A 26992-nucleotide genomic window follows, 5' to 3' on the forward strand; every position below is an offset into this window, starting at 1 on the left:
GTTCGGCGGGGCGGGCGCATGGCGCAAGCATTCGAACCCGGGCCACGCACCAGTGCACGCGGCGGACCCGGACCCGGCGCGCACATACGGCTTGCGAGTACACATGGGTGACCCGCGCGGAAGGCGATCGTTGAAGAGGCGTCCGGGTCAACGAAGGCGCTGTCGTGCCGGTGGGGTAGGGGTGTTGTATGGCGACGTCGCGTCGGCGGGCCGGGTCGGGTCCGGAATGCGCCATCCACCTGGTGGGCCGCCGGAGCCGTAGGCCGTGACCCTTGCCGAAGGAAACCCGACGACCGGGTACTCCCCCACCGCCACTCCGACGGCCCAGGCCGGTCTGATCGTGCCCCCCGGCGAAGGCCGTACCCTTCGTGCCGCCGCCCAGCACGTGACGTTCAAAGTGACCGGCGCGCAGTCGCGCCTCGCCTCGAGCTTCGAGGTGCTCGTACCACCGGGCTTCGACGTCGGCGCGCACGTCCACGCGCGCAGCGAGGAGTTGTTCTACGTCCTTGAGGGCGAACTCGACGTCCTCGCCTTCGAGCCGCTCGTGCGCACCCCGGACGGTTGGCGTGGATGGCGGTCACCGAACGGCGAGCGGGTGGTCCGCGCCACGCCCGGCACGGTCATCCTGGTCCCGCCCGGCTGTCCGCACGCCTTCGCCAACCCCACCGGCGTCCCGGCCCGGATGTTCTTCCAGTCCTCCCCGCCCCCGGACCACGAACGCTATTTCGAGGAACTCCTGGAGATCCTCTCCTGCGCAGGGCCCGTGGACCACGGCGCCATCGCCGCACTGCGCCGACGCTACGACATCGAGCAGCTCACGCCGCTGCGCCATGACCGGCCGGCGAGGAGCCAGTAGTGCACGACGGCACCGCCCCCTTGTACGAGGCGTCGGACTTGGCCGCGCTGGAATTCGACCCGTTCCTGCGCGAGGCGCTGCAGGCCGGACCCGTCATCCGGATCCGGCTGGCTCACGGGGCTCCCGGCGAGTGCTGGCTGGCGACGCGGCACGACGCCGTCCGGTTCGTCACCTCCGACCGCCGGTTCAGCCGCGACATCGTGGGCCGGCCGCTGCCCAGCATGAACCGGTACCTCGTTCCGCTGGACCGCGCGGTCAGCTTCGTCGACCCACCCGGCCACACCCGCGTCCGCTCCGTGGTCTCCTCGGCGTTCAACCGCTTCGGCCTGGCGGCCCTGCGTCCTCGCGCCCAAGCCGTACTCGACGAACACATCGACGCGATGGTCGCTGCCGGACCATCGGCCGACCTCGTCCGGCACGTGACCTCGCCCTTCCCCATGCACGTCATCGGCGCGGTGCTGGGTGTGCCGGAGGCCGACCGGCCGCGTCTGCGCACGTGGGCGGACACCATCCTGACCCGGGCGAAAGACGAAGCGGGAGTCGAGCGCGCCCGACAGGCCAAGGAGGAAGCAAGCGCCTGCTTCCGTGAACTGGCCCGAGCACGCCGGCTCCAACCACAGGACGACCTCATCAGCGAGCTGGCTGCCGCAGTCGAGAGCGGCAGGATCGAGGAAGAGGAACTCCTCGCCCTGGCCACACTGATGGGGATCAACGGGTGGCACGCGGTACGCAACCACACCTCCAACATGGTCTATCTCCTGCTGACCGACGACGGCCTGATGAGCCGGCTGCGGTCCGACCCGGACGCCGTGCCGGCGGCCGTGGAGGAACTGCTGCGCTGGATCCCCCACAAGCACGGCGTGGGACAGGCCCGCGTCGCCACCGAGGACGTCGAAGTGGGAGGGGTCCTCGTCCGCCGCGGCGAAGCCGTCTACGTCTCGTACGTGGCGGCGAACTGGGACGAGCGGTGCTACCCCGAGCCGCACCGGATCGACGTCGACCGCGAAGGCCCGGCCCATCTGGCCTTCGGCTACGGCCCCCACCACTGCGTGGCACCCTCGCTGGCCCGCATGGAAGCCGAACTGCTGCTGACCACCCTCCTCACGCGCCTCCCCGACCTGCGGCTGGCCATCGAACCGGGCCACGTGGCCTGGCAGAAGGACGTCCTCATCCGCGGACCGGTGGCACTACCCGTCACCTGGTAGTACACGGAGACGCCGTGGAGGTCGAGGAGGGCGTGGATCAGTCCTCCGCGGGGCGGCGCCGTCACACCGATGCCGGCGGCCGGCCGCCGGTTCGCGCCGCGCAACACGTTCGGGGGCATCGCCTGGCTGGTGCCGCCTTCGGCCAGGGTCATCACCGCACTACGGCGTCCTCCGCGGACCCGTAGGGGCCGAGGATCCGGTGCGGAAGGCAGCTGAAGAGGGTGCCGTCGGTGAGGGTCCGCGATTGGCCGGTCAGGCCGACCAGGACCAGGCCTCCCTCCGGCCACGAGGGTCTCGACGGAGCCGAGTGCGTACGGGGCCCAGCCGCCGTCGTACTCGACACCACGCGTCAGGACCCGGCCGCCGCGCACTCACCAGCCTGCAGGGCGACGCGTCGGCCCGCGGTCCAGTGCGGGACGTCCCGTCCGCAGTCGACGATGACGCCGGTGACCCCGTGTCCCAGGGTGGGGATGTCGCCCGCCAGATGGGCCGGGGTGAGTGTGCCGTCGACGAGGTGCACGTCGGACAGGCAGACGCCCGCGGTCTCCACTGTTGACCAGCACCTCCCGGGGCCCGGGGCGGGAATGGGGACCTCTTCGACGATCAGGGTGCGCGAGGGGATGTGCGGGCGCGCGGCGCGCACGGTCTGCGGCATGACGCGGCATGGCATGGCATGGGCCGGCCGGACTGGGTTGGGCCGGGCCGGCCGGGAGCCACGGGTGAGGAACGTCACCGCGGGGGCGGGCCCCGGAGGGCCGCCGCCGTTGCTAGTTTGTCGGGCGGTCGGATTCACGGCCCCGGACGAGATGCGCCGTACCCGGTTACGCACGACGACGCGCGAGGTGCTGCACGAGCAGCGCCGTGCGCTGTCCGCACCCGGGCAGCGTCCTCGTCGAGCCAGATGGGCCGAACGCCATGACCGTGCCACTCACCCGCAGCCTGTACCGGACGACCGCGCATGCCGCCGGGGGCCGTACCGGATCCGTCCGCACGGACGACAGGCGGCTCGACGTCCGTCTCGCCCCGCCGCGCAAGAACGTTCCCGGCACCACCAACCCCGAGCAGCTGTTCGCGGCCGGTTTCGCCGCCTGCTTCACCTCCGCGCTCGCGGAGGTCGCCGCCGAGTTCGGGGCGGACGCCTCGGCCGCGCGCGTCGCCTGCGAGGTGCAGCTCGGCACCACGGACACGCCCGCGGGCTACGGTCTCGCGGTGGCCCTCACCGTAAGCCTGCCGGGGTGGCGGGCCGCGGACCTCCAGCCCCTGCTGCACCGGGCGGACGCGGTCTGCCCGTACTCGCAGGCAGTGCGCGGCAACGTACCGCTGACCCTTCTGGCCGTGGACGACCCCGCCGCCGATGACCGCGCCTGAGCCGGGGCCGGAGGTCCGCTTCCCGGACCGGCCCGGCGTACCGGTGCCCGAGCACGGCGCCTGGCTGCGGCGCGGCATCAGCCGCAACGGCGGACCCCTTCTCGTGGAACGCGAAGCGGTGTGGCTGCAGACCGGCCCGTACTACGCCGACAGCCGGGGGTTCGCGGGTACCACGTCCTTCGGCGGTTCCCGGGTGCACTTCCACCACCTCACGGGCGAGCCGGGCGAAGACGTCGGCGCCTTCCGGTGGGAGGGTGATCATCTCGTCGAATGGGGCACCAACACGGACGGCAGTACCTTCCTGGAGGTCTGGGACCCGCTGCCCGGCGCCGAAGGGGCCGCCGGCTCCTGGTCCGGCCCGGGACACCACGTGGTGCGCGTCGGCCGGCACGTGGTGCACGTCGACTCCCGTGCGGGTACGTACTGGCGGCTGTGACGGTCGTGACGGCTGTGCCCTGCCATCTCGATGCCTCCGGCGTTCACGGGGATCCGCGTCTGCCGCAACAGGCGACCGGGGCGCCGGGTCACCACGCCCCGGCAGGAGCCCGGTCCGAGGCGATCGGCGGTAGCGGGCTTCTACATGGCGGAGCGAAGCATCCCCGCCGTCTTGGCCATTGCGGCCTTCGCCGCCGTGTCGGTGGCCGTCCGGGCGGCGTCTTCAAGCAGTAGGGCCGCTGCCTGGAGGAGCCCTACGTGCACGGGTACGGTCTCCAATCCGGTGAGCGCGGCCATGGCCTGATCGGTGGCGCTCTGCGGGATGAGGGTGCTGACGCCGCGTCCGGCGGTCCGCTGGGGGTGCGCTGGTGTAGTCACGAGGTGATTCTCGCGGATCCGGGTCAGGTCCGGGTCTGGTCTGGTCTGGTCTGGTCTGGTCTGGTCTGGTCGGACAGTCGGACCGGCGGGGGGCGCCGCGTGCAGTGCGGACCCGGGGGCGCGGGCGACCGGCGGGCGCTCGCCGGAGCGGCGGGGTACAGTCACCCGATGCTGCGCATCGAATCCCCCGTCACCACCGCCCGGCTGATACTCCGTCCGTTCCGACCCGGGGACGCGGAGGACGTATGCGACTACCAGCGCCGGCCCGACGTCGCCCGCTTCATGCGGTGGGAGCCGCGCGGACCGCAGGACGTCCGGGTGGCGGTGGAGCAGATGGCCCGGGAGACCGAACTCGCCTCGAACGGGGACTGCCTCAGCCTGGCGGTCGTCGAACCGGTAACGGGGACGGTCGTCGGCCAGGTCGAACTGGTCCTGCTCAGCGCGGAACACCGCCAGGGCGAGCTCGGCTATGTCTTCCACCCCGCCCACCAGGGCAGGGGCTTCGCCACGGAGGCCGCGCTCGCCGTCCTGGGCCTGGGATTCGACGCACTGGGGCTGCACCGGGTAATCGGGCGCTGCCACGGGGACAACACCGCCTCCGCCAGGCTCCTCGAACGCCTGGGCATGCGCCGGGAGGCCCGTTTCATCGGTACGGAGTTCTTCAAGGGAGCTTGGCGCGACGACCTGGTGTACGCCATGCTCCGCGAGGAGTGGCAGGGCCTCGACGGACGATCGCGCTGATGTGGAGGGCCTCGGTCACAGCCCCGGGTCGGTGCGGACGAGCCGTACCGCGGCTGCGGGGTCCGTGGCTCGGGTGACCGACCGGCCCAGGACGACGTGCGAGGCCCCCGCGGCGACGGCGGCACGCGGCGTACCAGACGCAGCACTTGCTCCTCGATCGAGGCGTGGACCCCGATATGGGCGAGGTCCGGGCCGGTCGTGCTGGTGACGACGGTCAATGCGCGGACTCGCAGGCGTGGGAAGCCGCGGGCCGCGGCAACGGCTGCGGCCACGATGCCGTGCCTCCCGTGCCGTGCACCGTCACCGTCGACGCACCGAGTGCGCCTGCGGCACGGACTGCGCCGGCGACGGAGTTCGGAATCTCGAAGAGCTTCACGTCCCGAACCGCCCAGACGTGACGTTCCCCCACAGCCCGCGGGCGATGGCGGCTTCGTATCCGGGTCGGGAGCGCTGGCGGCGGTCGACCGGGAGAAGATGCGGTGTGAGTACTGCCCTCGCGGAGGCCCTCTCCGCCGTTCTTCTCGTCATCGTGCTGGCGTGCGCGGTCATCCGTCCGTTCGGCTGGCCGGAGGCCGTCGTCGCCGTCCCGGCCGCCGGTGCCGTCATCGCCACCGGGGCCATCTCGCTCGACCACGCGGCGGACGAGGCCGCCCGGCTGGGGCCGGTGATCGGCTTCCTGGCCGCCGTACTCGTCCTGGCCCAGCTGTGCGACGACGAGGGGCTGTTCCACGCCTGCGGCGCGTGGATGGCCCGCACCGCGGCGGGACGGCCGCGCCGCCTGCTGGCGCAGGTGTTCGCCCTCGCCTCGGTGATCACCGCGGTGCTCAGCCTGGACGCCACCATCGTGCTGCTGACCCCGGTGGTGTTCGCCACCGCCGCGCGGCTCGGAGCCCGGTCCCGGCCGCACGTGTACGCCTGCACCCACCTGTCGAACACCGCCTCCCTGCTGCTGCCCGTCTCCAACCTCACCAACCTGCTGGCGTTCGCCGCCAGCGGGCTCAGTTTCACCCGGTTCGGCGCCCTGATGGCCCTGCCCTGGCTGGTGGCCATCGGGGTCGAGTACCTCGTGTTCCGCCGGTTCTTCGCCACCGACCTGGACGCCGGATCCGCGGCCCCGGCCACCGCCCCACCCCGCGAACTGCCTTTGTTCGCCCTGGCCACGGTGGCGTGCACGCTGGCCGGGTTCGTGGTCACGTCCGCGTTCGGCGTCGACCCGGCCTGGGCGGCGTTCGCGGGCGCGGCCGTCCTCGCCGTACGCGCCCTCGCACGGCGCCGCACCACCCCGGCCGCCATCGTGCGCGCCGCCGCGCTGCCCTTCCTCGCCTTCGTCCTGGCCCTCGGGGTCGTGGTCCGCGCCGTCGTCGACAACGGCCTCGACACGGCCCTCGGCCACCTGATCCCCGACGGCACCGACCTGCCGGCCCTGCTGGGCATCGCCGCGCTGGCCGCCGTACTGGCCAACATGATCAACAACCTGCCCGCCGTACTCGTACTGCTGCCGCTGACCGCCCCGTCCGGGCCCGGCGCGGTCCTGGCGGTGCTGCTCGGGGTGAACATCGGCCCCAATCTCACGTACGCCGGCTCGCTGGCCACCCTGCTGTGGCGGCGCATCGTCCACGCCCACGACGCCGAGGTGGAGCTGAAGGAGTTCACACGGCTCGGTCTGTACGCCGTACCGGCAAGCCTGGGGGCCGCCGTGCTGGCACTGTGGGTGTCACTGACCGCGATGCAAGGAGGCTGAAACCCATGGCCGTGCTGGTCTGGATCGCCGAGGGCACCTGGCCCGCCTGTGTCGACGCCGCCCGCGACCACACCCCCGACGGCGCGGACGTCGTCCTCCTCCACGTCACACCGGTCGACGTCGCCGGGGCGGCACACGGCGCGTTCGCCGGCCTGCTCGGCCGCGGCCACCCCGAACGCGACCCCGGTACACGGCTGGAGCACCTGGCCGCCGTATCCGCCGACCAACTCCTCGCGGACGCCGCGCGGCGCCTGGGCCGCCCCTGCACCCGGCAGGAGCGCACCGGCCGTGCCGAGCGGGAAGTCGTCGCCGCCGCCGAAGGCGCCGACCTGCTCGTCCTCGCCCGTGACGGCGACCGCACCCACCTCGGACCCCGCAGCCTCGGACCCGCCGGCCGCTTCATCGTCGACCACGCGCCGTGTCCCGTCCTGCTGGTCTGGCCCGAGACGGCGCCCGGTGGCGCCCCGATCCCGCCCCCGCCGCCGCGGCCTCCGGACCACCGGTAGGCACTGCTCCGCCGCGCCGGTCGTCGGTGCACACCGCACGGTGAGCGCAGCGCTCCCCCGCCCCGCCCGTCATATCGCAAGGCGCCCGCACCCTGTCACATGCGGCCGCCCGCAGGTGTGGAATCGGTGAATCCGGGGCGGGGGCGTGCGCTGATCGACAGGATGGGGGCATGGAGCGTGGGAATGTGGGGCGGTCGGCCGGACCCCGGCCGATGGTGGTGCGGGTGCCGGTGGAGCCGGTGGAGGCCGCGGTGGAAGCCGACGCGGCCGATGCCAATGCGCGTGCGGGCGATGTGGTCGTACGCGGCCCGGTGTTCGGGGTGGCGGTGCAGGGCGTCGGGGACGGGCCCCTCTGGCGGGTGGTGAGCTCCGTCACCGACGGCTGCCCGCAGCAGGCGCGCGACAGCCTGAACTCCTTGTTGTGGTTCCGCGCGAAGGACGATGCGCACGACAGGGCGGAGCGGCGCGCCCTGCTCGCGGCGGTCGCCCGCCTGGAGAGCGAACGGGTCGACAAAGTCGCGGTGGCCGGTACCAGGTACCGGATCGTGCGCGCCGAGGAGTACGCCGTCACGGGCCCGGACGGCATCGAAGGGCCTCGCCCGACCGATCCGGAACCACCTGTCCTGGACTGGTCCCGCGGCAACGCCGGCCCGGACCTCGACGACGACCTGGTGTTGGACCCCGACGCTCCGGTCACCCCGGCCCAGGCGATCGAGCAGCTCGCCCTGCGCGGCCTGTCCTACTCCGGCAGCCGGTTCCCCGAGGACGTACGCTCCGACTCGCGGCGGGCGCTGGACAGTCATCCGGACGTACTGCTGCTGCCGCCGTCGTTCATGATCGTGGAGCGGTCCGCGAGCGGCTGGACGCCGGTCAACGGCCCGCACGCCGGGGCGCACTCCGCCCGCAAGGCGCTGGAATTCTCCCTGACGTGGATGTGGCCGCGGATGCGCGGCCTCATCGCGTACGACGCCGACATGCACACCGACGCCCGCAGCGTGGCCGCCGCCGGGGCGGCCTTCGCCGGTCCGGCGGCCGCGGAGCTGGCCGAGTACGCCGCAGCCGCCGACACGCTCCGGGCGGGCGGCCGCGTCAACCGGCTGGAATTCCAGGGCAGCGTGTACGAGATCGCCCGCACGCGGCGCCTGATGCGCTGGGGCCCCGACGGCCCCGAAGGCCCGCGCCCGTCCGACGCCAACACCCAGGACCCCACGCGGATCCACCCCCCGCTCGACGAGGACGGCCGGGTCCTGACCGACGGCTGAACCCGGGGGCGGCGGTCGCTCGTACTCGAACCGTACTGCTGGAGCGAGTGGCTGGAGCCGGGCGCCAAGGTCACCGTGGTGACGGTGGGCGAGGCGGACGCGGAACGGCCGTGGTCGGGAACCAGCGCACCCGACGAGCCCTTCGATGTGGACTACTACCCGGACCAGTTGGTGGTCTGGCCCCACGGCCTCCTGGTCCTGATCCTGGACACTGCCGGTAACGAGCTGTACCGGTCCTGAGCCGCGTCCCCAGGGGGTACTCACCGGTGTACCCGGCCACCCGTCCGTAGCACCTCCACGACACCCGCATCAGTCAGGCATCGGTGGCCGCCGAGGACCCGGATGCGGTCCGGGCCGGCTCGTCCCGGAACTGGCGCCGATAGGTCGAGGGGCTGACGCCCAGCGACTTGCGGAAGTGGTGGCGCAAGCCGGCGACCGTCAGGCCCACCCGGCCGGCGACCACGTCGACCGGCTGGTCCGCGGATTCCAGCAGCACGGCGGCGGCCCGGATCCGCTGGTCCGTGAGCCAGCGCCCGGGCGGCAGGCCGGTCGCCTCGGCGAAGCGGCGTTCGAACTGCCGTACCGACAGGTGCGCGACACCGGCCAGTTCGCCGACGGCCAGACGCCGGTGCAGGTTGCCCAGCGCATGGCCGATGGCGCTGCCGACGGGGTCGTCCGCAGGGGCTTCGCCCACCACGGAATGCTCCGCGAACTGGGCTTGGCCGCCCTCGCGGTGCGCCGCCACGACCATACGGCGCGCCACGCGGGCGGCGACGGCGGAGCCGTGGTCCCTGCGGACGAGGTGCAGGCAGGCGTCGATGCCCGCGGCGGTGCCGGCCGCCGTGATGACCGAGCCTTCGTCGATGTAGAGCACGGAGGCGTTGACCGCGACCCGCGGATGGCGCGTCCGGAGCAGCTCGGCGTGCCGCCAGTGCGTCGTCGCCTCCCTGCCGTCCAGCAGGCCCGCGGCGGCCAGGGCGAACGCCCCGCTGCAGATCGACATCACCCGCGCCCCTCGCGCGTACGAGGCGCGCAGCGCGTCCAGAACGGCGGGCGAGACGTCACGGCGTACGTCCGCCACTCCCGGAACGATGACGGTGTCGGCGAACCCGAGCCGGTCCAGGCCGTGGTGGACCACGATGTCGAAGCCGCCCACGACCCGGTGCGGTCCGGGTGTCTCGGCGCACAACTCGAACCGGTACCAGCCGTCCACGTCCAGCTCCGGCCTCGGGACCGCGAAGACCTCGGCGACGGTGGCGAGCTCGAACGGCGCCATCCCGTCGAAGGCGAGGCAGGCGATCCGGTGATGACGCATGACGGGATCCTAGCGGTACCCGCCGTTTGCGACACTGTCACCGGAGCCCGTCCACCCGGAGTCTGGTGCCATGAACCGAGACACCCCCGCCCCGCTCACCTTCGGCATGCTCCTCTTCGACGAGGTCGAAGTCCTGGACATGGGAGGCCCCTTCGAGGTCTTCAGCACCGCCGGCCGACTGGCCCGTACCGCGGCCGACGAGCCCCTGCTGCGCGTCGTCACGGTCGCGGAGGCCGCCCGGCCGGTCCGCGCCCGGGGCGGACTGAAGGTCGTACCGGACCACACGCTCGACGAGGACCCGCCCTTCGACGTCCTGGTGATCCCCGGTGGGGTCACCACGGCGGTCGAGGAGAACGAGAAGGTCATCGAGTGGCTGGCCCGGCGCCGCAAGACCTCCGCGCTGACCTTCAGCATCTGCACCGGCGCCTTCCTGCTGGCCGCCACCGGCGCCCTGAGCGGCCGCCCCGCCACGACCCACTGGGAGGACCAGGAGGAACTGGCCGCCCGCCGGCCGGACATCCGGGTGCGCCGCGATGTTCGGTGGGTCGACGACGGTGACATCGTCACCTCCGCGGGAATCAGCGCGGGCATCGACGCCAGCCTGCACATCGTCGGGCGCCTCTACGGTGTCGAACTCGCTCGCCGCACCGCCCACCAGATGGAATACGCCTGGAACCCCGGACACACCGCCGAACACGGCGCTCAGTGAGCAACCGGGCTGCGCGTACCCGGCGCGCAGCCCGGCAGAACCGTGGCGAAGGCTGAGCCAGCCGATCGGCACGCCGTAGTCGTCCACTACGACGCCCTGTCCCTGTTGCATCCGGTTCTCAGGAGGGTGGGAGGACGCGGCGCCGTCGCACGGACGCGCTCCGCGCGGTTGCAGGTCAGCGCGTGGCCCGCTTCCACGCCCCGATCCGCTTCGAACCCCGCCCGCTCCCTGCTGAGAGCCTCGGAGCAGCCGGGCAACACGACTGCCAAATCCTCTTCATACTGCGGCCATTGAGTGGCGTCACCGTCCGGCGTAGCGTTTTTCGGGAGCATTTGATGACGGGTTGAATCCGCCCACCCCGCATCGGCCTCCTCGTCTCCGCACGCCGATCAGGAAGGCGATTCACCATGCCCGTTCCCGATTCCGCACCACTGCACCTCGCCGTCTCCCTGGACGGCGCGGGCGCGCACCCGGCCGCCTGGCGCGAGGTGGGGGCCCGGCCCGCCGAGCTGTTCACCGCCCGCTACTGGGCCGATCTCGTCGCGGAGGCCGAGGCCGGGCTGCTCGACTTCGTCGCCTTCGAGGACGGGCTCGTCCTCCAGTCCTCCTCCCCCGGTGGCCACGACGAGCGCTCGGACCGCGTCCGCGGCCGGCTCGACGCGGTCCTCACCGCCGCCCGGGTCGCGCCGCTGACCCGCCGCATCGGGCTCGTGGGGGCCGTGACCACCACCCACACGGAGCCCTTCCACATCTCCAAGGCCGTGGCCACCCTCGACCACGTCAGCCGCGGCCGCGCCGGCCTGCACGTCCAGGTCTCCGGACTCCCGTACGAGGAACGGCATTTCGGCCGCCGTACCGCACCACTCGGGGAGGACGAGCTGCACGAGGAGGCCGCCGACCACGTCGAAGTGGTCCGCCGCCTGTGGGACAGCTGGGAGGACGGGGCGGAGATCCGCGACGTGGCCACGGGGAGGTTCGTGGACCGCGACAAGCTCCACTACATCGACTTCGAGGGCCGCCACTTCAGCGTCCGGGGCCCGTCGATCACCCCGCGCCCGCCCCAGGGCCAGCCCGTCGTGAGCGTGCGCGCCACCGACAGCGCGGCGTACGGGCTCATCGCCCGGTCAGCCGACATCGGCCGCCTCGTGGCCCGCGACGCCGAAGAAACGCGGGCGGCCGTCACCGCCGTCCGCGGGCTGCGCGCCGCGGCGGGGCTCGCCGAGCTGCCGCTGCACCTCTTCGGGGAGCTGACCGTCTTCCTCGACGAGAGTGCCGCGGCGGCGGCCGAGCGCCGCGGCCGCCTCGACGAGTCAGCGCACGACACGTACGAGGGCGACACCGCCGTGTTCACCGGTACGCCCGGCCAGTTGGCCGAGTTGCTCCAGGAGCGCCGTGAGGCGGGTCTGTCGGGATACCTGCTGCGGCCCGCGGTCATCGCCCACGACCTGCCCGCCATCACCCGCGCCGTGGTACCGGAACTCCAGCGGCGGGGCCTGTTCCGCCGGGAGTACGAGGCGGACACCCTGCGCGGCCTGCTGGGGCTCGGGCGGCCGGCCAACCGCTACGCCGCGGCCACGCGCCCGGCCGCCTGACGCACCCCGCGCTACGCCTCGCGACGCCTCGCCTCGCCTCCGGAAGGACGAACCATGACCACCGAGCCGCTCAAGCAGATCCACCTCGCGGCCCACTTCCCTGGCGTCAACAACACCACCGTCTGGAGCGACCCGGCGGCCGGCAGTCACATCGACTTCGATTCCTTCGCCCACTTCGCCCGGACCGCGGAGCGCGCCAAGTTCGACTTCCTCTTCCTTGCCGAGGGCCTGCGGCTGCGCGAACAGGGCGGGCGGATCTACGACCTGGACGTCGTCGGCCGGCCCGACACCTTCACCGTACTGGCCGCCCTCGCGGCCGTCACCGACCGCCTCGGGCTGACCGGCACCATCAACTCCACCTTCAACGAGCCCTACGAGGTGGCCCGCCAGTTCGCCTCCCTGGACCACCTGTCGGACGGCAGGGCCGCCTGGAACGTGGTCACCTCCTGGGACGCGTTCACCGGCGAGAACTTCCGGCGCGGGGGCTTCCTGCCCCGGGAGGAGCGCTACAGCCGCGCCAGGGAGTTCCTGGCCACCGCTCACGAACTGTTCGACTCCTGGGACGGCAGCGAGATCGTCGCCGACGCCGCTTCCGGCACCTTCCTGCGCGACGCCCGGGCCGGGGCCTTCGCCCACAAGGGCCCGCAGTTCGACATCGAGGGCCGGTTCAACGTGCCGCGCAGCCCGCAGGGCCGCCCGGTGGTCTTCCAGGCGGGCGACTCCGACGAGGGCCGCGAGTTCGCCGCCTCCGACGCCGACGCCATCTTCAGCCGGTACGGGACCCTCGACGAGGGCCGGGCGTTCTACGCCGACGTCAAGCGCCGCCTCGCGAAGTACGGGCGCACGCACGACCAGTTGAAGATCCTGCCCGCGGCCACCTTCGTCCTGGGCGACACCGACGCCGAGGCCCGCGAGGCCGCCCACGCGGTGCGCCGCCTCCAGGTCAGCGGACAGACCGCGATCAAGTACCTCGAACACGTCTGGAACCGGGACCTGTCCGGCTACGACCCCGACGGCCCCCTGCCCGCCATCGACCCGGTGACCGGCGAGAACACCATCGCCCTCGGCCGGGCGAGCGTGCGCCGGTTCCGCGACCCGCTGGAGACCGCCCGCCGGTGGCGCGCGCTCGCCGAGGCCAAGAACCTCTCGATCCGGGAACTGGTCATCGCCACCACCTCCGGCCAGACCTTCGTCGGCTCCGCCGCGACCGTCGCCGAGCAGATCGACACACTGGTGCAGGCGGACGCGGCCGACGGCTTCATCCTGGTCCCCCACATCACCCCGGGCGGCCTCGACACCTTCGCCGACACCGTCGTCCCGCTGCTCCAGGAGCGCGGCGTCTTCCGCAGCGAGTACGAAGGCACCACCCTGCGCGACCACCTCGGTCTCGCAGTGCCGCAGGTGCCCTCCGGCCGACGGCCGGCGGCCTCGTGAAGCTCCCGGCCATCACCCTGATCACCGACCGGTCGGAGACCGCCCCGGTGCTGCGCCGGGAGATGCCCGACCCGCCCTCCCCCGACCTGTAAGGAGCCAGGCCATGTCCGGAATCCCCCTCGGGGTCCTCGACCTCGTCCCGGTCGCGTCCGGCTCGACCGCCGCCGAGGCCCTCGCCAACAGCATCGACCTGGCCCGCCGTACCGAGGGGTTCGGCTACGCCCGCTACTGGTTCGCCGAGCACCACCTCAATCCGGGTGTCGCCGGGACCTCCCCGGCGGTGGTCCTGGCGCTGACCGCGTCCGCCACCAGCACGATCCGGCTCGGATCGGGCGCCGTCCAGCTCGGGCACCGCACCGCGCTGTCCACGGTGGAGGAGTTCGGCCTCATCGACGCGCTGCACCCCGGCCGCCTGGACCTGGGGCTGGGCCGCTCGGCGGGGCCGCCGCCGCGCCGCCGGCCGGTGGAGGGCGAGGCCGGGGGCGCACCACCGCCCGTACCGTCCGAGGGCGCACCACCGTCCGTACCGGCCACCCCGGTCATCGACGGGTACACCGCCGGCGGGCTGCGCATCCCGGACCGGTTCTCCTTCGCCCACCTGCTGGGCCATCCGCGGGTGGCCCTCCAGCAGAAGCTGCTCAACCTGCCCGGTGCGCAGCCGCAGGACTACTCCGAGCAGGTCGACGACGTCCTCGCGCTGCTGCGCGGCGAGTACCGCACGCCGGAGGGCGTGGAGGCGCACGCCGTTCCCGGCGAGGGGGCCGACGTACAGGTGTGGATCCTGGGCAGCAGCGGTGGGCTGAGCGCGGAGACCGCCGGCCGCAACGGGCTGCGCTTCGCGGCGAACTACCACGTCAGCCCGGCCACGGTACTGGAGGCCGCCGAAGGGTACCGGGCCGCCTTCAAGCCGTCCGCCGAGCTGGACCGGCCGTACGTGACGGTCTCCGCCGACGTGGTCGTCGCCGAGGACGACGGGACGGCCCGCGAGCTGGCCACCGGGTACGGGCCGTGGGTACGCAGCATCCGCACCGCCGAGGGCGCGATCCCCTATCCCTCGCCTGCCGAGGCGCGCGCCCTTCCCTGGTCGGAGGAGGACGGCGAGCTCGTGGCGGACCGGGTGGAGACCCGGTTCGTCGGCTCGGCCCGCACCGTCGCCGACCATCTGGAGCGGCTGCAGGAGGCGACGGGCGCCGACGAGCTGCTGATCACGACGATCACCCACCGGCACGCGGACCGGGTCCGCTCCTACCGCCTGCTGGCGCAGGAGTGGCAGCGGCGCGGCTGATGGCCGGCCGCGGGAATCGCGCGATCGCCAGCATGGCCGAGCCCGCCTCCGCCCCGGCCGGAGGCGGCGGTGGGCGGCCGGTCGCCTGTTGCTGCTGGGGAAGCCGATGACGACCGCGCCCCACCGGCAGATCGGGAGACGAGGGCAGCGGCGCCACCCCGAACGAGCAGGTCCGGTGGCCCACGGCAGGCCGCGGTAGTCGGCGCGGAGCACCGCCCCGCAGCCCACGACGCGTGACGCCCAGGATCACCGGGCTGACATGCGGAGGATCACCGGTCCGCGCCCTCGGGCGCGTCGGCGAACGGGCTGCGGTCCAGCTGTTCGAGGAGGTCGGCGGCGTTCCGGTACACCGCTCGGGCTCCGGCGTCTTCCAGGTCGAGGCGTGGGATGCCGCCACAAAGCAGGCCCACGCACGTGACCCCGGCCCGCACCCCCGCCTTCATGTCCCAGACGGTGTCGCCGACGAAGACCGCACCGTCCGCCGGCGCGTCGGCGAGGTCGAGGGCGTGGTGAATGGGGTCGGGGGCCGGCTTGCCCTCGTCGACGTCGTCCGAGCTGGCGGTGGCGTGGATGGCGTCGTCGGCGTCGACGGCGCGCCTGAGCGCGCCGAGTTCCCCGCTGCCGGCCGACGTGACGAGGACGACCCGCCAGCCGCGCCGGTCGAGGGCGCGCAGCAGCTCGTCCGCCGCCTCGATGCGGGGCAGCCGGTCGAAGAACGTGCCGTAGAGGGTGTCGTGCGCGCTGCTGAGCGCATCGTCCTCGCCGGTGTCGCGGCCGTCGCCCAGCAGGTGGGCGAGCAGGTCCTCGCCCGGCAGGCCGATCGCCCGGTGGATGGCGTGCATGGAGACGTCGTGGCCGGCCTGGCGCAGCGCCTCCCACCAGCACACCACATGCAGATGATTGGTGTCGGCGAGCGTCCCGTCGACGTCGAACAACGCGGCTCGGTTCATGGGCCGCGCCTACCCCTCTCGCTCCCGTGCAGTCATTCCCCCGCTGCGCGAGGTTTCGGCGGCGCCGGAGGGGCAAGGCGCAGCCCGCAGCGGTGGGCCGGGCACGGGCGCGCTCGACCCCGGGCGTTGCGCGGTCGGCGACGGCCCGCGCCCCGGCCGACCGCCGCGCGTACACCGCCCGCCCGCCGCGCGTAACCGTCCGCTCAGCTCCGCTCCCCGTCGAACAGCACTCCGGGGTTGAGGATCCCTGCCGGGTCGAGCGCGTGTTTCGCGGCCCGCAGCGCCCGGGCGAACGGCTCTGGGCGCTGCCGGTCGTATCCGGGCCGGTGGTCGCGGCCCACGGCGTGGTGATGGGTGACGGTCGCCCCGTGTGCGCCGAGCACGTCCATCGCGGCGGCCTTGATCTCGTCCCACATCGCGACCTCCGAGCCGCGCCTCGCCGGGGCTATGACGGTGAAGTAGGGGGCGGGGCCGTCGGGGTAGAGGTGGGTGTAACGGCAGTTGATCATCCCCTCGGCGCCGGTGACCTTGCGCACGACGGCGCCCAGGTCCCGGTGCACGGCCTCGTACAGAGCCCCGGCACGGTCCCAGGTACAGGCCGTTTCGAAGGTTTCGCTGATCACGCTCATCCGTGCGAGCCCATCGCGCAGGTAGGGCATGCGCAGGAACGCGGAGCGCCACGTGCCGGCCGCGGAGTCGGCCGCCGGGCCGGCGTCCGCGGGCGGGGTCACGTCCGGCGAACCACCGTGGTCCCGTGCCAGGTCGACCAGTTCGGCGAGCCGGTCGGCGACGGGGAAGTGTGCGGACTCCACCCCGAGGACGAGTACGCTCCGGCCGCCGCCGGCCACGCCCGCGAGCGCCGCCTCGCCCGGATCGAGCAGCCGGCAGTTGGCCGGGTGCAGGCCCGACTGCGCGATGGCGCGGACCGCGCCGGCCGCAGTCTGGAAGTCGTCGAACAGGACCGATGCGGACGCCTTGTGGCGGGGTCGGTCCTGGAGTCGCATCCAGGCCTCGGTGATCACCCCGAGCGTGCCCTCCGACCCCAGGAACAGCCGGTCGGGGGACGGGCCGGCGCCCGAACCGGGCACGCGCAGCGACTCGTTGACCCCGACCGGGGTGACCACCCGCAGGGACTCGGCCAGGTCGTCGATGCGGGTCAGGAGCGTGGCGTAGTGGCCGCCGGCCCGGGTCGCCAGCCAGCCGCCGAGGGTGGAGAACTCGAAGCTCTGCGGAAAGTGGCGCAGGGTCAGCCCGTGCGGCCGCAGCTGGGCTTCCAGGTCGGGCCCGAACACCCCCGCCTGGATCCGTGCCGCCCTGCTCGCGGTGTCGATGTCGAGTACGCGGTCGAGGGCGGCGAGGTCCAGGGACACCACGCCGCGCCGCCGGTCGCCGCGGTACTCCACTCCCCCGACCACCGAACTGCCCGCCCCGTAGGGGACTACGACCACGTCCGCGCTCTCGGCCCAGTCCAGGACGTCCACGACGTCCTGCTCGCAGCGCGGGAAGGCGACCTGGTCCGGAGCAGCCCCGAGTTCGCCGCGCAGGGCCCGTACGACGTCCCGGTAGGCCTTGCCGTAGGTGTGGGACGCCCGGTCCGGCGGGGTGTCGGACATCAGGTGGGCGAGGGAGGACGGCGGGGAGACCCGGGCCCCGGGCAGATCGACGGACCGCAGGTCGGGTACCGGCAGCGGCGTGTCGGCCGCCCCGGGAACGAGCGCGCCGAGGGCGGCGCACTCGGCGTCGGGCAGGGCCTTGTCGTCGGCGCCCCACCCCCACCAGGAGCGGCGGCGTCGGGAGGAGGCGACAGGGGAGGCGGGCGGGGTCTCGGCCACGGCGATATAACCTTTCGGTAATTTACCGCTTGGTAATTTACTCCACCGTATAGTTCGGCTCATGGACTCCACAAGCGCCGGCCCCGTACCGGCCGGACCACCGACCGCCCCGCCACCGCCCGGCAGGCGCCGGGGCAGACCGGCGGGGACGAAGGGCGTACCGCGCGCCGAACGCGAGGAGCAGATCCTCGCCGCCGCGATGGAGGAGTTCGGCCGGCACGGGCACGCCTCCGCGTCGATGACCGCGATCGCCCGGCGGGTGGGCGTGACGAAGCCGATGCTCTACGCCTACTTCGACTCGAAGGACGGGCTCTACCTCGCCTGCCTCGAACACATCGCCGCCCGCGTCATCGCGGCCATCGACGGAGCCATGTCCGGCGGACCGGCCGCCGCCGCGGAGGAACAGCTCCCCCACGCCGTCCTCGCCGGGCTCTTCACGGCCCTCGAAGAACGGCGGCACGCCTGGTTCGTCCTCTACGACAGGACCTTGCCGCCCGGCTCCGAACTGCGCCTCGCCGCCCAGCGCCACCGCGAGGCCGTCGACGGTTTCGCCGCGGCGGGCACCGCGGCACTGCTGAGCGGCCGCGGCAACAAGGACCCCCTCGACGCCGATGCCCTCAAGCACGTGTGGACGGGCACCGTCAGCGCCCTGATGGGCTGGTGGATCGCCCACCCCGACCAGTCCGCCCAGGACATGAGCACACGCTGCGCCCGCCTCCTGACGGCGATCCGCAGCGTCTGAAAGGCCCGACCCCGGGTCGGGAGGGTGAAGGCATGGCCTCCGATCGGCCGTTCGGCACCCCCGGGCCGGAGGCAGAGCCGGCGGGCCCGGGGAAGCACCACGTGGTGGCGACCGCCGACGGCGGTACGGGCCGGTCAGGCGGTGGCCGGCACGGGAGTGGTTTCCGTCCCCTTCCCGGCCGCCGCCTCGTCGGCCGCGGCCGCCTCGCCGTGGTGCGGGAGGGCCGTGTAGTAGACGGTGGCGCCCTGCTTGACGCGCTCCGCCAGGCTGCGGGCCACCAGACGCTCGGTGGTCGTGCGCACCAGGTTGTCGCTGACACTGCGGTCCGCGTGCGCGCTCTTCAGGGCCTGGGCGATCTCGCGGGCCGTCTTCGGCTCCGCCTGACCGCTCAGGTGCCGGTGGATCAGCTCGGTCAGCGGGACCTGCTTCTCCTTTGAGGCGACGGCCTTCTCCTTGGAGGCGACGGCCTTCGCCCGGGGAGCGGCAGCCTTCGCCTCGGGCCCGGCGGCCTTCGCCTTCGCGGACTCCTTCGCGGGCTCCTTCGCCGCCGCCTTCACGGCGGTCGTCTTCCGGCCGGCCGCCTTCTTCGCGGTCGCCTTCTTCGCGGCGGTGGTCGTCGCGGCGGTGGTGGTCGTCGCGGTCTTCTTGCCGGCGCGCGGGGCGGGCACCGCAGTCGCGACGCCACCGAGAGCCTCGCGCATCCCGACGAGGAGTGCGTGGTCCTGCTCCAGACCGGCCAGGCGCTCCTGGAGGGAGGCGATCTCCTCGCGGATTCGTTCCTGCTCGGTGGTGTTCAGGTCGAGGTCGGCGGCGACCTTCTCCGCGTACTGGGACTTGAGGTTGGGAATCTCCTGCACGGACATGTGGGCTCCTTCGATGGACGGTGTTGGGTGCGGACTCTACTCAGCTGACCTGTGAGGTGTGTGAGTTTGAGCGGTACCGGGCCCAAACGAAGTGCCTGTGGTCACAGTTGCGCGACGGCACGGGTCAACCCGGTGGACCGCGAACACACGTCCTGGTGCGAGGACTTCCGCCGCCGTGGCGCCGGAGGAGCCGGTGTCGGGTCGGGGCGCTCTCCCCCGGGTCTGGGCCGTGTCTCTCGGATCACGCCGGGGGAAAGGCTTGCCCGCTACGGGCGGGTGGCGGTGACCAGGTAGTAGTCCAGGATCTGCTGCTCCCAGGCGGCCAGGAAGTTGCGGGGCCAGGTGCCCGGCGCCCAGAGGCGCGCGAGCCAGCGGTCCCAGCCGGGCCACACCTGCGGACCGATCGAGGCGACGCGTACGTCGACGAAACCGGCGTCCGCCAGCGCTTCGCCGAGCCGGGAAACGGGCCGGGCGATGTCCAGACCGCTGGCGAACGAGTCGAGCAGCCCCGCGAGCCGTTCCGCCGGCTCGGGTGCGCCCTCGACGCTGAAGAAGCTGGCGACCGCCACCCGCCCGCCGGGGCGCAGGACCCGCGCCGCCTCTCGGGCGAACGCGTCCAGGTCCGGGAAGTGCTGGGCCGCCTCGACGCTGTACAGGCAGTCGAACTCGGCATCGCCGAGCGGCAGGCCCTCCGCCGCCCCGAGCACGAAGCGCAGCCGGGGCGACCGGGCGCCGAGAAGACGGGAGTTCGCTTCGCGGGCCCGCCGGAGCTGCTGGGGGTGGATGTCCACCCCGGTCATGTCCGTGGGCCCGTACTCCTCCAGGGCGAGGGCGCACCCGAGGCCCAGACCGCAGCCGATCTCCACGGCCCGACCGCCCGCGGGGCGGACCGCGTCGAGGACGTGCCGGTAGAGGTCCTGCTCGCTGCGGATCCGGTCCCCCTGGGACAGCGGCTGTTCGAGATCGACCGCCTCCCAGTACCCGAAGTTGATGAACCCGCCGGCGAACACCGGCACGGCGCTGAGATCGGCCGGCCCGTACGTCTCCCACACCTCGGGCCGCACGACCGGAGCGGGCTGTTCTGCAGGGTTGCCCGACAACACCCCACCACCTCCTCGTGAGGGGGCGTTCCGCCCCGGAGTCTCCAGTGTGGCGCGTGGGCCCCCGCAGCGACAGAGGACCCGCCCGGCCGCCCCGGGGCGTGATGCGCGTGCGGTCTGCTGACGGCCAGCAGGTGTCGGCAGGTCTGAGTCCTGCGCGCCCGAGCGACCTGTCGGACGAGGCCTGGGAGCTGATCCGGCCGGTCACCGTGTCCTGGGAGATCGTGAACGCGATCCTCAACCAGGCCCGCACCGGCTGCCAGTGGCGCTACCTGCCCCACGGCCTGCCGCCGAAGAGCGCGGTGCACTACCACTTCGCACTGTGGCGCGACGACGGCTCCGCCGAGGCCATCCACGACCCGCTGCGCCGGCAGGTCCGCGAGATGCGCAGACGGCACGAGGACCCCACCGCCGTCGTCCTGGACTCACAGAGCGTACGGGCCTCGACGAACGCACCCTAGGACACCACCGGACCGGACCCCGGCGAGAAGAGCCCTGGTCGCGAGCGCGGCCTCGCCACCGACGGCCTCGGCCTGGTCATCGCCGTGGTGGTGGTCGCCGCCAGCGTGCACGAAAACACCGTCGGCATCGCACCGCTGGACAAGGTCGCCGCGAGCGCACCCACCGCGACCAAGGCGTGGGTCGACGCCGGCTTCGAGAACGCCGTTGTCGGCGCTGCACCGCAGGCTCGTGCGCGGCTACGGGACGAAGCCCGCCAGCTCGGCGGCGGTGATCCACTGGACGTCGGCGGCGCCCGACATCGGCTCGAACTGAAACTGATGACCCATCACGGAACACCCTGCCAAAAACACATATCGCTGCCGCGGAACGCTGATCACCACTACGGTCGCCATCCGGCCGGGGCTCTCTCCGCCACCATCGGCGTCGTGGTCGGGGGCATCGTCACGCGGCGTGCGCAGGACCGGCAGTGGCTCCGCGACCAACAGTTGGCCGCCTACCAGGAGCTGTTCAGCCACTACGCCAAGTCCACGATGGAGATTGGGCGGGCGCATGCCGACCGTCGGGCTGGGATTACGACTGGGGAGAGTGGAGTGCGGTCCTGGTGCGCGTGAGCCTTGTGGCCCCCAACGATGTGGCGACGGCGATTGACGAGTTCGGTCACGCCGTCGATGGCTTCCTGGAGCACGTAGCGAGGCGGACCGATCCACACTGAGGAATGGCCGGCTGCACCGGGCAGCGCCGCATCGCCTCTTTGAAGACCCGTCTTCAAAAGCCGCCCCGGGGAGCTGATCACTGCTTCCGCGAAGACCACGGGCCGCACCTGTCAGCTGTCCCGAGCCTTCTCGCAAGCGTCCAGTTCCACCGCATTGCCGAGGAACGCCGGGCCGCAGCCTGGCGGCAGCCGATCGGTGATCATCGCCACTGCGGCCTGCGCGCTGCCCGTCTCGGCGATCCGCGGGCTGCTTCTGCTCGGTCCCTCGACGTAGTACCGGCCGTCTCTCAGCGTGCCGATGTAAGGGATGTCCCAGGTGTGGCGGATCTCCGTGCACCTGCTGAAGTGCAGCTCCCACATCCCGGTCCACGGGAAGAGCTGCCGGAGCAGCGGTTCGGCATGCGCTACCCGCACCAGTTCGGCAAACGGCTTCAGCAGCGGTGATCCCTCCGGCCGGGAGGGTTCGCCGCGAGTGGTCAGGATCGCCTGCCAGGCCGAGTCAACGATGTCGGTCATACCGCGATTGTGCGGGGTCCGCGTCTCGGTGCCGGCCGCTCGCGTCGCCGCGCCGACCACGTGATCGCGGACACGGCCCACGGCTCTCGCGCATTCCGCGCCCGATCCGGGCAAGATCCCTCTGCGGACACCTCCTGGGCGCGGTACGGGTGCGGCGGCGGGCTCCGCCCGCCGAGGAGCGGCCCCGTGGCCGCGGGCGCGGCGGCCGGGCGGTCATTGGCCGACCCGGGAGGCGCTTTCGTCGTGCGGGTCGGCGAGGATGGCGGGGTCACCCGTCCGCAACACGTGAGGAGCCCGCGCAGATGCCCGCGTCCGGTCCCGGCCCCAAGCCTCCGACGATCGCCGATGTCGCCCGGGTCGCCGGGGTGTCGCGCACGACGGTCTCGCACGCCCTCAACGGGCTCGGCAAGGTCGACCCCCGCACCCGGGAACGGATCAAGCAGGTTGCCGCCGAGCTCGGGTACCGGCCCAATCTCCGCGCCCAGCGGCTGCGGCACGGGCAGGCCAAGGCCATCGCGCTCGCCTCCTCGATGCCCTTCGCCGTGGCCGGCGGGCCGTCCCGGCTCGGGTTCTACATGGAGATCGCCGCCGCCGCGGCGGAGAGCGCCCTGCTGCACGACTACGCCCTCGTCCTCGTGCCGCCCGTCCAGTCCGGTTCCGGGCTGCACTCCGTCGACATCGACGGAGCCATCGTCGTCGAGCCGGACGTGAACGACCCCGCGACGGCCCGGCTGCGGGAGCGCGGGCTGCCGTACGTCGCGCTCGGCAGGCCCGTCTCCCCGGACGAGCAGGCTCCGTACGTGGACCTGCACGGCGGGCTCGTCGCCGAGATGCTCCTCGCCCACCTGCAGGAGCAGGGCGCCGAGCGGCCCGCCCTGATCATCGGGTCCGGCGAACGGCACTCCTCCGTCGACGCGCGCGAAGCCTACGGGCGCATGGCGGCGGAGCACGGCTGGCCGCCGGTCGTGGCGACCGCCCCCGAGGCGGGCGGCGAGCAGGCCGGATACGAGCGCTGTGCGACCCTGCTCGCCGAACATCCCGGGACCGACGCCGTCTGCGCGCTGGTGGACGCCTTCGCGGTCGGTGCGGTCCGGGCGATCCGGGACAGCGGGCGGACCGTACCGGACGACGTCATGGTCGTCACCCGGTACGACGGACTGCGCGCCCGTACCTGTGACCCGCTGCTCACCGCCGTCGACCTGCACCTGGACCGGGCGGCAGCCGACGCGGTGGAGCTGCTGCTGGGACGGCTGCGGGGCGGGGCGGTGCCCGCCGTGTCGGTGGCGGCGGCGCCCGCGCCCCGGCTGGTCGTACGCGCGTCCTCGCTGCGGGTCACACCCCCAGCATGAGGACCACGCCGGAGACCAGGGCGAACAGCAGGACGAACAGGCGCATCCTGCGGGCGTCCAGGCGGTGGTGGACCACCCGGCTCAGCCACGCCCCGGCGGCGATCGCCGGAAGCAGCAGGACGGCCTGGCCCAGGTCCTGGACACGGCCCTGCCCGGTGGCGAACAGCAGGACCAGCGAGGCCGCTTCACCGATGAGGAAGCAGACGGCGACGGTGGCGCGCAGCTCCGCGGGCGGCCTGTGCTGGTAGACCAGGGCGAGCGGCGGTCCGCCCACGCCCGTCGCGGTCTCCGTCAGCCCCGTCACCGCTCCCGCCCCGACGTACGCGGCCCGGCCGGGGGTGAACGCCGGTGCGGCGAGGCTCACCACCGCCGCGAGGACGGTGGCGATGCCCACGAACAGGCCGAGGCTGCGGTCCGGGATCAGCCAGAGCAGTGCCAGCCCGCCGGGCGTCGCGGCGAGCCGGGCGACGGTGATCCAGCCGGCGCCCCGCAGATCCAGCGCGGCCCGCTCGCGCCAGGCGACGTACAGGTTCAGCGGGATCATCGACGCCAGGACGAACACCGGGAGCAGGCCCGGATCGAGGATCCCCGCCACGGGGGCGACGATCAGGGCGAAGCCGAGCCCGCTGCTGCCCTGGACGAACGCGGCGAGGGCCACGGTGAGGGCGAGCACCGTCAGCGTCGCGGGGTTCATCGTGCGGTGCTCCGCTCGCGGGCCGCCGAGGAGGTGGGGTGGACCCGCGTGATGGGGGCGCGTCCGACGGCGACGCGGGACAGTTCCGCCGCTCGCCGTACGAGTGCGGGACCGTCCCAATCGGTGGGCAGTCCGTGCCACAGGCGCATGCGGCCCGCGACGAACACGGCGGTGATCTGGTCGCGGTTCCCACGCCGTACCAGCTCCCACGGCAGGTCCCAGGACAGCGCGAGTTCGGGGTTGGTGACGTCGACGAGGAGGAAGTCGGCGGCCAGGCCCGCCGCGACGGTGCCGGTACGGGAGCCGAGGCCGACGGCGTCGGCGCCGCCGCGCGTGGCGTGTTCGAGCCAGGTCCACCCGGCGCCGCACGAGGAGTCGCCGGTGGCGAGGCCGTATGCGATGCGCTGCGCGAACTCGGCCGCGTCGGCGAGTCGGAACCCGTCGCCCCGGGTGCCGTCGGTGCCGAGCCCGAAGCGGATGCCGCGCTCGGCCATGGCGGTGGCCGGGGCGACGGCATTGCCCTTCCAGGCGCTGGCGACGGGGTTGTAGCTGACGGCGGTACCCGTGTCGGCGAGCAGGGTCATCTCGCGGGGTGTGAGCAGGGTGGCGTGTGCGGCGAGCAGCTGCGGGCCGAGCGCGCCGAGGTGGTGCAGGTGCTCCAGCGGGCGCATGCCGTGGCGCACCAGCGACCGTTCGACGCCGGCCAGGTGTTCGTTGACGTGGATCTGCACGGTGCCCCCGGCTTCCGCGGCGAGCCGTGCGGTGCCCCTGAGGGTGGCGTCGGTGGCCGCCTCGGGGACGGAGACGGCGAGGGAGGCGTGGACGAGCGGATCGCCGTCGTACCGGGCCAGGTGCTTGGCCGCGCCGTCGAGTACGGAGGGGTCGTCCGTCGCGGCGTCGTCGCACACGAGCCCCAGGACGCAGCGGATGCCGGCGTCGCGGGTGGCCGAGGCCACGACGTCGACGTCCACGCCGGTGCGGTTGCCGGCGTCGGCGACGGTGGTGAAACCGCCGCGCAGCGCTTCGAGCGCCGCCAGTTTCGCCGCGGTGTACGCCGACTCCTCGTCCAGGGCTCCCTCCAGCGGTACCCAGACCCGGCGGAATATCTCCGACGGCTCCCCGTAGGCGAGCGCGGAGCCGAAGCTCTGCGTGAGGTGGTGGTGGGCATCGACGAAGCCGGGCATCAGGAGGTGGCCGGGCAGCCGTACCGGGTCGAGCCCCGGATGGGTGCGCCCCAGCTCTTCCGCGGGGCCGACGGCCCGGAAGGTGCCGTCGGCGATGACGACCGCGGTGCCTTCGGCGGGGCCTTCGGGCAGCAGCACGGCGTCGGGTACGAGCAGGAGCGGGCCGGGGCCCTCCAGGAGGCCGCGGAGGTCGTGGAGATCGCTGCGGTCGTGGGTGAGCTGGTTCATCGGTCGCTTTCCGTACGGGCCGTGGCGAAGCGCGCGACGACGCCGGGCCTGATGTGATGGAAGAGGAAATGGAGCAGGGCGGCAACGGACGCGCCGACGGCGACGCCGCTCTCCAGGAGGATGCGGAGGTTCGGCGGGAAGCCCGCGTACACGCCGGGGATGAGGATGGGCAGCAGGCCGAGCGCGAGGGCGACGGCGCAGACGAGGGTGTTGGTGTGCTGGTCGAGGTCCGAGCGGCCGAGCATCTGCATGCCGAGCACCGTGATGACGGCGAAGACGACCATGGCGGTACCGCCGATGACCGCGGACGGGATGACGCTGATGGCCCGGGTCACGGGCGCGAGGAAGCCGATGACGATGAGGACGCCGCCGGCCGCGGCGGTGACGAAGCGGCTGCGCACGCCGGTGACGCGGACGATCCCGATGTTCTCGCCGCTCGTCACCATCAGCGGCAGACCGAGGAATCCGCCGGCGAGGGAGGTGAGCGCGTCGCCCCTGATGGTCTTGGGCACGGCGGTGCGCCGGTCGATCTCCCTGCCGACGGCCTCGGCGTTGACGACGGTCTGACCGGTGGCCTCCGCCATGGCGGCGAGGCTGTAGAGCATCAGCGGCAGCGCGGCGACGAGGTCGAACTGCGGTGAGCCGAACGGCAGCGGCTGAGGGGCGTTGAACAGGCCGCCGCCGGCGGCGCGGCCGAGGTCGACGGCGCCGAGGACCGCCGCCAGCGCGGTGCCGGCGACCAGGCCCAGCATGACGGCGAGCTGGCGCACGATGCCGGTGGACACCAGGTAGAAGACGACGGTGAACCCGATCGTGGCCATGCCGAGCCCGAGGTGCGCGGGGTCGGCGAATCCCGGCTCCCCGGGACGGCCGGTGACGAGGAGGGCGCCGACCTTCACCAGGTTGACGCCCACGATGACGATCATCGTTCCGATGACGAGGGTGGGGAAGAAGGCCAGCAGCCGCGAGAAGAGGGGAAGGGCGGCGAAGGAGAAGAGGGCGGTGAGGATGACCGCCCCGGTGGCCGTGCGCAGGCCGTGCTGCTCGGCGATGGCGAGGAAGAGGACGAGGGGCGCGCCGCCCGGGAGCATCACGAACGGGAGCCGTGGACCGAACTTCCAGGGCCCCAGCGACTGGATGAGGGAGCCGACGCCTGAGAGCACGAAGGCCGCGGAGAGCAGGTTGACGGTCAGGTGCGGGTCGAGGCGGAGGGTGGCGCTCATCAGGAAGATCGCCGAGATCGGTGTGGCCGCCATGACGAGGACGTGCTGGATGCCGAAGAGGAGGATCCGGCCGAGGGGGCGGGACTCGTCGACGGGGTGGACACCGTCAGGGCGGACGCCGTCGGGGCGGACGACGTCGGGGTGGACGACGTCAGGGTGGACGCCGTCGGGGCGGATGCGGGTGGCATCGGGTGCGGCGGTGTGGGGGCCGGCGGGCTGCGGCCCCGGGGACCGGTGGGCACCGGGGGTGGTGTGGCGGGGACTTGACACGTTCGAGCTCCGATCGGCGTTCGACACGCTTGAGTTCAGC

General features: G+C 73.1%; 27 protein-coding genes, 1 pseudogene and 1 riboswitch. Of the genes and pseudogenes, 17 read left to right on the plus strand and 11 right to left on the minus strand.

All coding sequences use genetic code 11. From position 1 onward, the window contains the following. The first annotated feature begins 334 nt into the window (after window positions 1-334). Both ACIBAD_RS03485 and ACIBAD_RS03490 read left to right on the plus strand, forming a co-directional pair. On the plus strand, window positions 335-856 hold the full coding sequence (locus ACIBAD_RS03485; protein WP_398904758.1) for a cupin domain-containing protein: 522 nt from the start codon (window positions 335-337) through the stop codon (window positions 854-856). Continuing rightward, window positions 856-2061 carry a cytochrome P450 gene (locus tag ACIBAD_RS03490; RefSeq protein ID WP_208328925.1) on the plus strand — a complete coding sequence of 402 codons (1206 nt, stop codon included), beginning with the start codon at window positions 856-858 and terminating at the stop codon, window positions 2059-2061. Before ACIBAD_RS03485 ends, ACIBAD_RS03490 begins: the two co-directional genes overlap by 1 nt. Window positions 2062-2342: 281 nt before the next feature. On the opposite strand, the pseudogene ACIBAD_RS03495 reads toward ACIBAD_RS03490, so the two are convergent. Then, window positions 2343-2716, minus strand: a pseudogene (locus ACIBAD_RS03495) (alcohol dehydrogenase catalytic domain-containing protein); the annotation flags it as partial. A 121-nt stretch (window positions 2717-2837) separates the two neighbouring features. Next, window positions 2838-2901, plus strand: a riboswitch (guanidine-III (ykkC-III) riboswitch). 75 nt (window positions 2902-2976) lie between these two features. Between ACIBAD_RS03495 and ACIBAD_RS03500 the strand changes: the two are divergent. Together ACIBAD_RS03500 and ACIBAD_RS03505 are read left to right on the plus strand one after the other, a co-directional pair. Then, window positions 2977-3429 (plus strand): Ohr family peroxiredoxin, encoded by a 453-nt coding sequence (locus tag ACIBAD_RS03500; protein WP_134068793.1) that lies wholly within the window; start codon window positions 2977-2979, stop codon window positions 3427-3429. Continuing rightward, window positions 3416-3865, plus strand: a complete 450-nt coding sequence (locus tag ACIBAD_RS03505) for a hypothetical protein (RefSeq protein ID WP_134068794.1) — start codon at window positions 3416-3418, stop codon at window positions 3863-3865. Before ACIBAD_RS03500 ends, ACIBAD_RS03505 begins: the two co-directional genes overlap by 14 nt. Before the next feature lie 140 nt (window positions 3866-4005). Here ACIBAD_RS03505 and ACIBAD_RS03510 read toward each other — a convergent pair whose 3' ends face one another. Continuing rightward, window positions 4006-4242, minus strand: coding sequence for a hypothetical protein (locus ACIBAD_RS03510; RefSeq protein ID WP_134068795.1), 237 nt, complete (start codon window positions 4240-4242; stop codon window positions 4006-4008). Between the two features lie 168 nt (window positions 4243-4410). Between ACIBAD_RS03510 and ACIBAD_RS03515 the strand changes: the two genes are divergently transcribed. The 5 genes from ACIBAD_RS03515 (at window position 4411) to ACIBAD_RS03535 (ending at window position 8732) form a co-directional block, all read left to right on the plus strand. Continuing rightward, the gene (locus ACIBAD_RS03515) at window positions 4411-4983 is read left to right on the plus strand and encodes a GNAT family N-acetyltransferase (protein ID WP_398904141.1); all 573 of its coding nucleotides are present in this window, start codon (window positions 4411-4413) and stop codon (window positions 4981-4983) included. 481 nt (window positions 4984-5464) lie between these two features. Next, complete coding sequence (locus ACIBAD_RS03520) at window positions 5465-6724, plus strand: SLC13 family permease (RefSeq protein WP_398904143.1); 1260 nt, start codon at window positions 5465-5467, stop codon at window positions 6722-6724. 5 nt (window positions 6725-6729) lie between these two features. Beyond that, a complete protein-coding gene (locus ACIBAD_RS03525) occupies window positions 6730-7230 on the plus strand; it encodes a universal stress protein (RefSeq protein WP_398904145.1) in 501 nt (166 codons plus the stop codon). Window positions 7231-7400: 170 nt separating this feature from the next. Then, entirely contained in the window at window positions 7401-8492 is a 1092-nt protein-coding gene (locus ACIBAD_RS03530) for a DUF5954 family protein (RefSeq protein WP_398904147.1), read from the plus strand. Window positions 8493-8570: 78 nt separating this feature from the next. Beyond that, the gene (locus ACIBAD_RS03535; protein WP_398904149.1) at window positions 8571-8732 is read left to right on the plus strand and encodes a hypothetical protein; all 162 of its coding nucleotides are present in this window, start codon (window positions 8571-8573) and stop codon (window positions 8730-8732) included. Between the two features lie 73 nt (window positions 8733-8805). Here ACIBAD_RS03535 and ACIBAD_RS03540 read toward each other — a convergent pair whose 3' ends face one another. Beyond that, on the minus strand, window positions 8806-9807 hold the full coding sequence (locus ACIBAD_RS03540; protein WP_398904151.1) for a helix-turn-helix domain-containing protein: 1002 nt from the start codon (window positions 9805-9807) through the stop codon (window positions 8806-8808). Between the two features lie 70 nt (window positions 9808-9877). Between ACIBAD_RS03540 and ACIBAD_RS03545 the strand changes: the two genes are divergently transcribed. The 4 genes from ACIBAD_RS03545 (at window position 9878) to ACIBAD_RS03560 (ending at window position 14827) form a co-directional block, all read left to right on the plus strand. Then, window positions 9878-10516 (plus strand): DJ-1/PfpI family protein, encoded by a 639-nt coding sequence (locus tag ACIBAD_RS03545; protein ID WP_398904153.1) that lies wholly within the window; start codon window positions 9878-9880, stop codon window positions 10514-10516. 407 nt (window positions 10517-10923) lie between these two features. Beyond that, on the plus strand, window positions 10924-12108 hold the full coding sequence (locus ACIBAD_RS03550) for an LLM class flavin-dependent oxidoreductase (RefSeq protein ID WP_398904155.1): 1185 nt from the start codon (window positions 10924-10926) through the stop codon (window positions 12106-12108). A 54-nt stretch (window positions 12109-12162) separates the two neighbouring features. After that, a complete protein-coding gene (locus tag ACIBAD_RS03555) occupies window positions 12163-13542 on the plus strand; it encodes an NtaA/DmoA family FMN-dependent monooxygenase (RefSeq protein WP_398904157.1) in 1380 nt (459 codons plus the stop codon). A gap of 103 nt (window positions 13543-13645) precedes the next feature. Next, on the plus strand, window positions 13646-14827 hold the full coding sequence (locus ACIBAD_RS03560) for an LLM class flavin-dependent oxidoreductase (protein ID WP_134068803.1): 1182 nt from the start codon (window positions 13646-13648) through the stop codon (window positions 14825-14827). A gap of 269 nt (window positions 14828-15096) precedes the next feature. Here ACIBAD_RS03560 and ACIBAD_RS03565 read toward each other — a convergent pair whose 3' ends face one another. Together ACIBAD_RS03565 and ACIBAD_RS03570 are read right to left on the minus strand one after the other, a co-directional pair. Continuing rightward, entirely contained in the window at window positions 15097-15777 is a 681-nt protein-coding gene (locus tag ACIBAD_RS03565) for an HAD family hydrolase (protein WP_134068804.1), read from the minus strand. A gap of 203 nt (window positions 15778-15980) precedes the next feature. Further along, a complete protein-coding gene (locus ACIBAD_RS03570) occupies window positions 15981-17672 on the minus strand; it encodes an FAD-binding oxidoreductase (RefSeq protein ID WP_134068805.1) in 1692 nt (563 codons plus the stop codon). On the opposite strand from ACIBAD_RS03570, the gene ACIBAD_RS03575 reads away from it, so the two are divergent. Then, window positions 17671-18351 (plus strand): TetR/AcrR family transcriptional regulator, encoded by a 681-nt coding sequence (locus tag ACIBAD_RS03575; protein ID WP_398904161.1) that lies wholly within the window; start codon window positions 17671-17673, stop codon window positions 18349-18351. The genes ACIBAD_RS03570 and ACIBAD_RS03575 overlap by 2 nt on opposite strands. A gap of 134 nt (window positions 18352-18485) precedes the next feature. On the opposite strand, the gene ACIBAD_RS03580 is transcribed toward ACIBAD_RS03575, so the two are convergent. Next, window positions 18486-19214 (minus strand): hypothetical protein, encoded by a 729-nt coding sequence (locus ACIBAD_RS03580; RefSeq protein WP_398904163.1) that lies wholly within the window; start codon window positions 19212-19214, stop codon window positions 18486-18488. Between the two features lie 266 nt (window positions 19215-19480). Further along, window positions 19481-20317, minus strand: coding sequence for a class I SAM-dependent methyltransferase (locus tag ACIBAD_RS03585; protein WP_398904165.1), 837 nt, complete (start codon window positions 20315-20317; stop codon window positions 19481-19483). A gap of 107 nt (window positions 20318-20424) precedes the next feature. Between ACIBAD_RS03585 and ACIBAD_RS03590 the strand changes: the two genes are divergently transcribed. Beyond that, complete coding sequence (locus ACIBAD_RS03590; RefSeq protein WP_398904167.1) at window positions 20425-20775, plus strand: transposase; 351 nt, start codon at window positions 20425-20427, stop codon at window positions 20773-20775. A gap of 84 nt (window positions 20776-20859) precedes the next feature. Continuing rightward, window positions 20860-21387, plus strand: coding sequence for a hypothetical protein (locus ACIBAD_RS03595; RefSeq protein ID WP_398904169.1), 528 nt, complete (start codon window positions 20860-20862; stop codon window positions 21385-21387). Window positions 21388-21599: 212 nt separating this feature from the next. Here the strand turns inward: ACIBAD_RS03595 and ACIBAD_RS03600 are convergent, their stop codons facing one another. Further along, entirely contained in the window at window positions 21600-22004 is a 405-nt protein-coding gene (locus ACIBAD_RS03600; RefSeq protein WP_398904171.1) for a DUF6193 family natural product biosynthesis protein, read from the minus strand. Between the two features lie 302 nt (window positions 22005-22306). On the opposite strand from ACIBAD_RS03600, the gene ACIBAD_RS03605 reads away from it, so the two are divergent. Further along, entirely contained in the window at window positions 22307-23353 is a 1047-nt protein-coding gene (locus ACIBAD_RS03605) for a LacI family DNA-binding transcriptional regulator (protein WP_398904173.1), read from the plus strand. Here ACIBAD_RS03605 and ACIBAD_RS03610 read toward each other — a convergent pair. From ACIBAD_RS03610 to ACIBAD_RS03620, 3 genes are read right to left on the minus strand one after another with little or no spacing between them, the layout of a single operon-like run. Further along, window positions 23337-24047 (minus strand): sulfite exporter TauE/SafE family protein, encoded by a 711-nt coding sequence (locus ACIBAD_RS03610; protein WP_398904175.1) that lies wholly within the window; start codon window positions 24045-24047, stop codon window positions 23337-23339. The genes ACIBAD_RS03605 and ACIBAD_RS03610 overlap by 17 nt on opposite strands. Further along, window positions 24044-25459 (minus strand): amidohydrolase family protein, encoded by a 1416-nt coding sequence (locus tag ACIBAD_RS03615; protein ID WP_398904177.1) that lies wholly within the window; start codon window positions 25457-25459, stop codon window positions 24044-24046. The genes ACIBAD_RS03610 and ACIBAD_RS03615 overlap by 4 nt, the downstream gene beginning before the upstream one ends. Continuing rightward, a complete protein-coding gene (locus ACIBAD_RS03620) occupies window positions 25456-26952 on the minus strand; it encodes a uracil-xanthine permease family protein (RefSeq protein WP_398904179.1) in 1497 nt (498 codons plus the stop codon). The genes ACIBAD_RS03615 and ACIBAD_RS03620 overlap by 4 nt, the downstream gene beginning before the upstream one ends. Window positions 26953-26992 lie beyond the last annotated feature (40 nt).

It is taken from the genome of Streptomyces sp. NPDC051109 (assembly GCF_044455885.1).
Lineage (GTDB): Bacteria > Actinomycetota > Actinomycetes > Streptomycetales > Streptomycetaceae > Streptomyces.

What these genes read in the sequence shown, in the direction of transcription:
- ACIBAD_RS03500 (WP_134068793.1), top strand. Translation starts at nt 2,977, where the DNA reads ATGACCGTGCCACTCACCCGCAGCCTGTACCGGACGACCGCGCATGCC.
- ACIBAD_RS03505 (WP_134068794.1), top strand. Translation starts at nt 3,416, where the DNA reads ATGACCGCGCCTGAGCCGGGGCCGGAGGTCCGCTTCCCGGACCGGCCC.
- ACIBAD_RS03515 (WP_398904141.1), top strand. Translation starts at nt 4,411, where the DNA reads ATGCTGCGCATCGAATCCCCCGTCACCACCGCCCGGCTGATACTCCGT.
- ACIBAD_RS03525 (WP_398904145.1), top strand. Translation starts at nt 6,730, where the DNA reads ATGGCCGTGCTGGTCTGGATCGCCGAGGGCACCTGGCCCGCCTGTGTC.
- ACIBAD_RS03530 (WP_398904147.1), top strand. Translation starts at nt 7,401, where the DNA reads ATGGAGCGTGGGAATGTGGGGCGGTCGGCCGGACCCCGGCCGATGGTG.
- ACIBAD_RS03540 (WP_398904151.1), bottom strand. Translation starts at nt 9,807, where the DNA reads ATGCGTCATCACCGGATCGCCTGCCTCGCCTTCGACGGGATGGCGCCG.
- ACIBAD_RS03545 (WP_398904153.1), top strand. Translation starts at nt 9,878, where the DNA reads ATGAACCGAGACACCCCCGCCCCGCTCACCTTCGGCATGCTCCTCTTC.
- ACIBAD_RS03550 (WP_398904155.1), top strand. Translation starts at nt 10,924, where the DNA reads ATGCCCGTTCCCGATTCCGCACCACTGCACCTCGCCGTCTCCCTGGAC.
- ACIBAD_RS03555 (WP_398904157.1), top strand. Translation starts at nt 12,163, where the DNA reads ATGACCACCGAGCCGCTCAAGCAGATCCACCTCGCGGCCCACTTCCCT.
- ACIBAD_RS03560 (WP_134068803.1), top strand. Translation starts at nt 13,646, where the DNA reads ATGTCCGGAATCCCCCTCGGGGTCCTCGACCTCGTCCCGGTCGCGTCC.
- ACIBAD_RS03565 (WP_134068804.1), bottom strand. Translation starts at nt 15,777, where the DNA reads ATGAACCGAGCCGCGTTGTTCGACGTCGACGGGACGCTCGCCGACACC.
- ACIBAD_RS03575 (WP_398904161.1), top strand. Translation starts at nt 17,671, where the DNA reads ATGGACTCCACAAGCGCCGGCCCCGTACCGGCCGGACCACCGACCGCC.
- ACIBAD_RS03570 (WP_134068805.1), bottom strand. Translation starts at nt 17,672, where the DNA reads ATGAGCCGAACTATACGGTGGAGTAAATTACCAAGCGGTAAATTACCG.
- ACIBAD_RS03580 (WP_398904163.1), bottom strand. Translation starts at nt 19,214, where the DNA reads ATGTCCGTGCAGGAGATTCCCAACCTCAAGTCCCAGTACGCGGAGAAG.
- ACIBAD_RS03600 (WP_398904171.1), bottom strand. Translation starts at nt 22,004, where the DNA reads ATGACCGACATCGTTGACTCGGCCTGGCAGGCGATCCTGACCACTCGC.
- ACIBAD_RS03605 (WP_398904173.1), top strand. Translation starts at nt 22,307, where the DNA reads ATGCCCGCGTCCGGTCCCGGCCCCAAGCCTCCGACGATCGCCGATGTC.
- ACIBAD_RS03610 (WP_398904175.1), bottom strand. Translation starts at nt 24,047, where the DNA reads ATGAACCCCGCGACGCTGACGGTGCTCGCCCTCACCGTGGCCCTCGCC.
- ACIBAD_RS03615 (WP_398904177.1), bottom strand. Translation starts at nt 25,459, where the DNA reads ATGAACCAGCTCACCCACGACCGCAGCGATCTCCACGACCTCCGCGGC.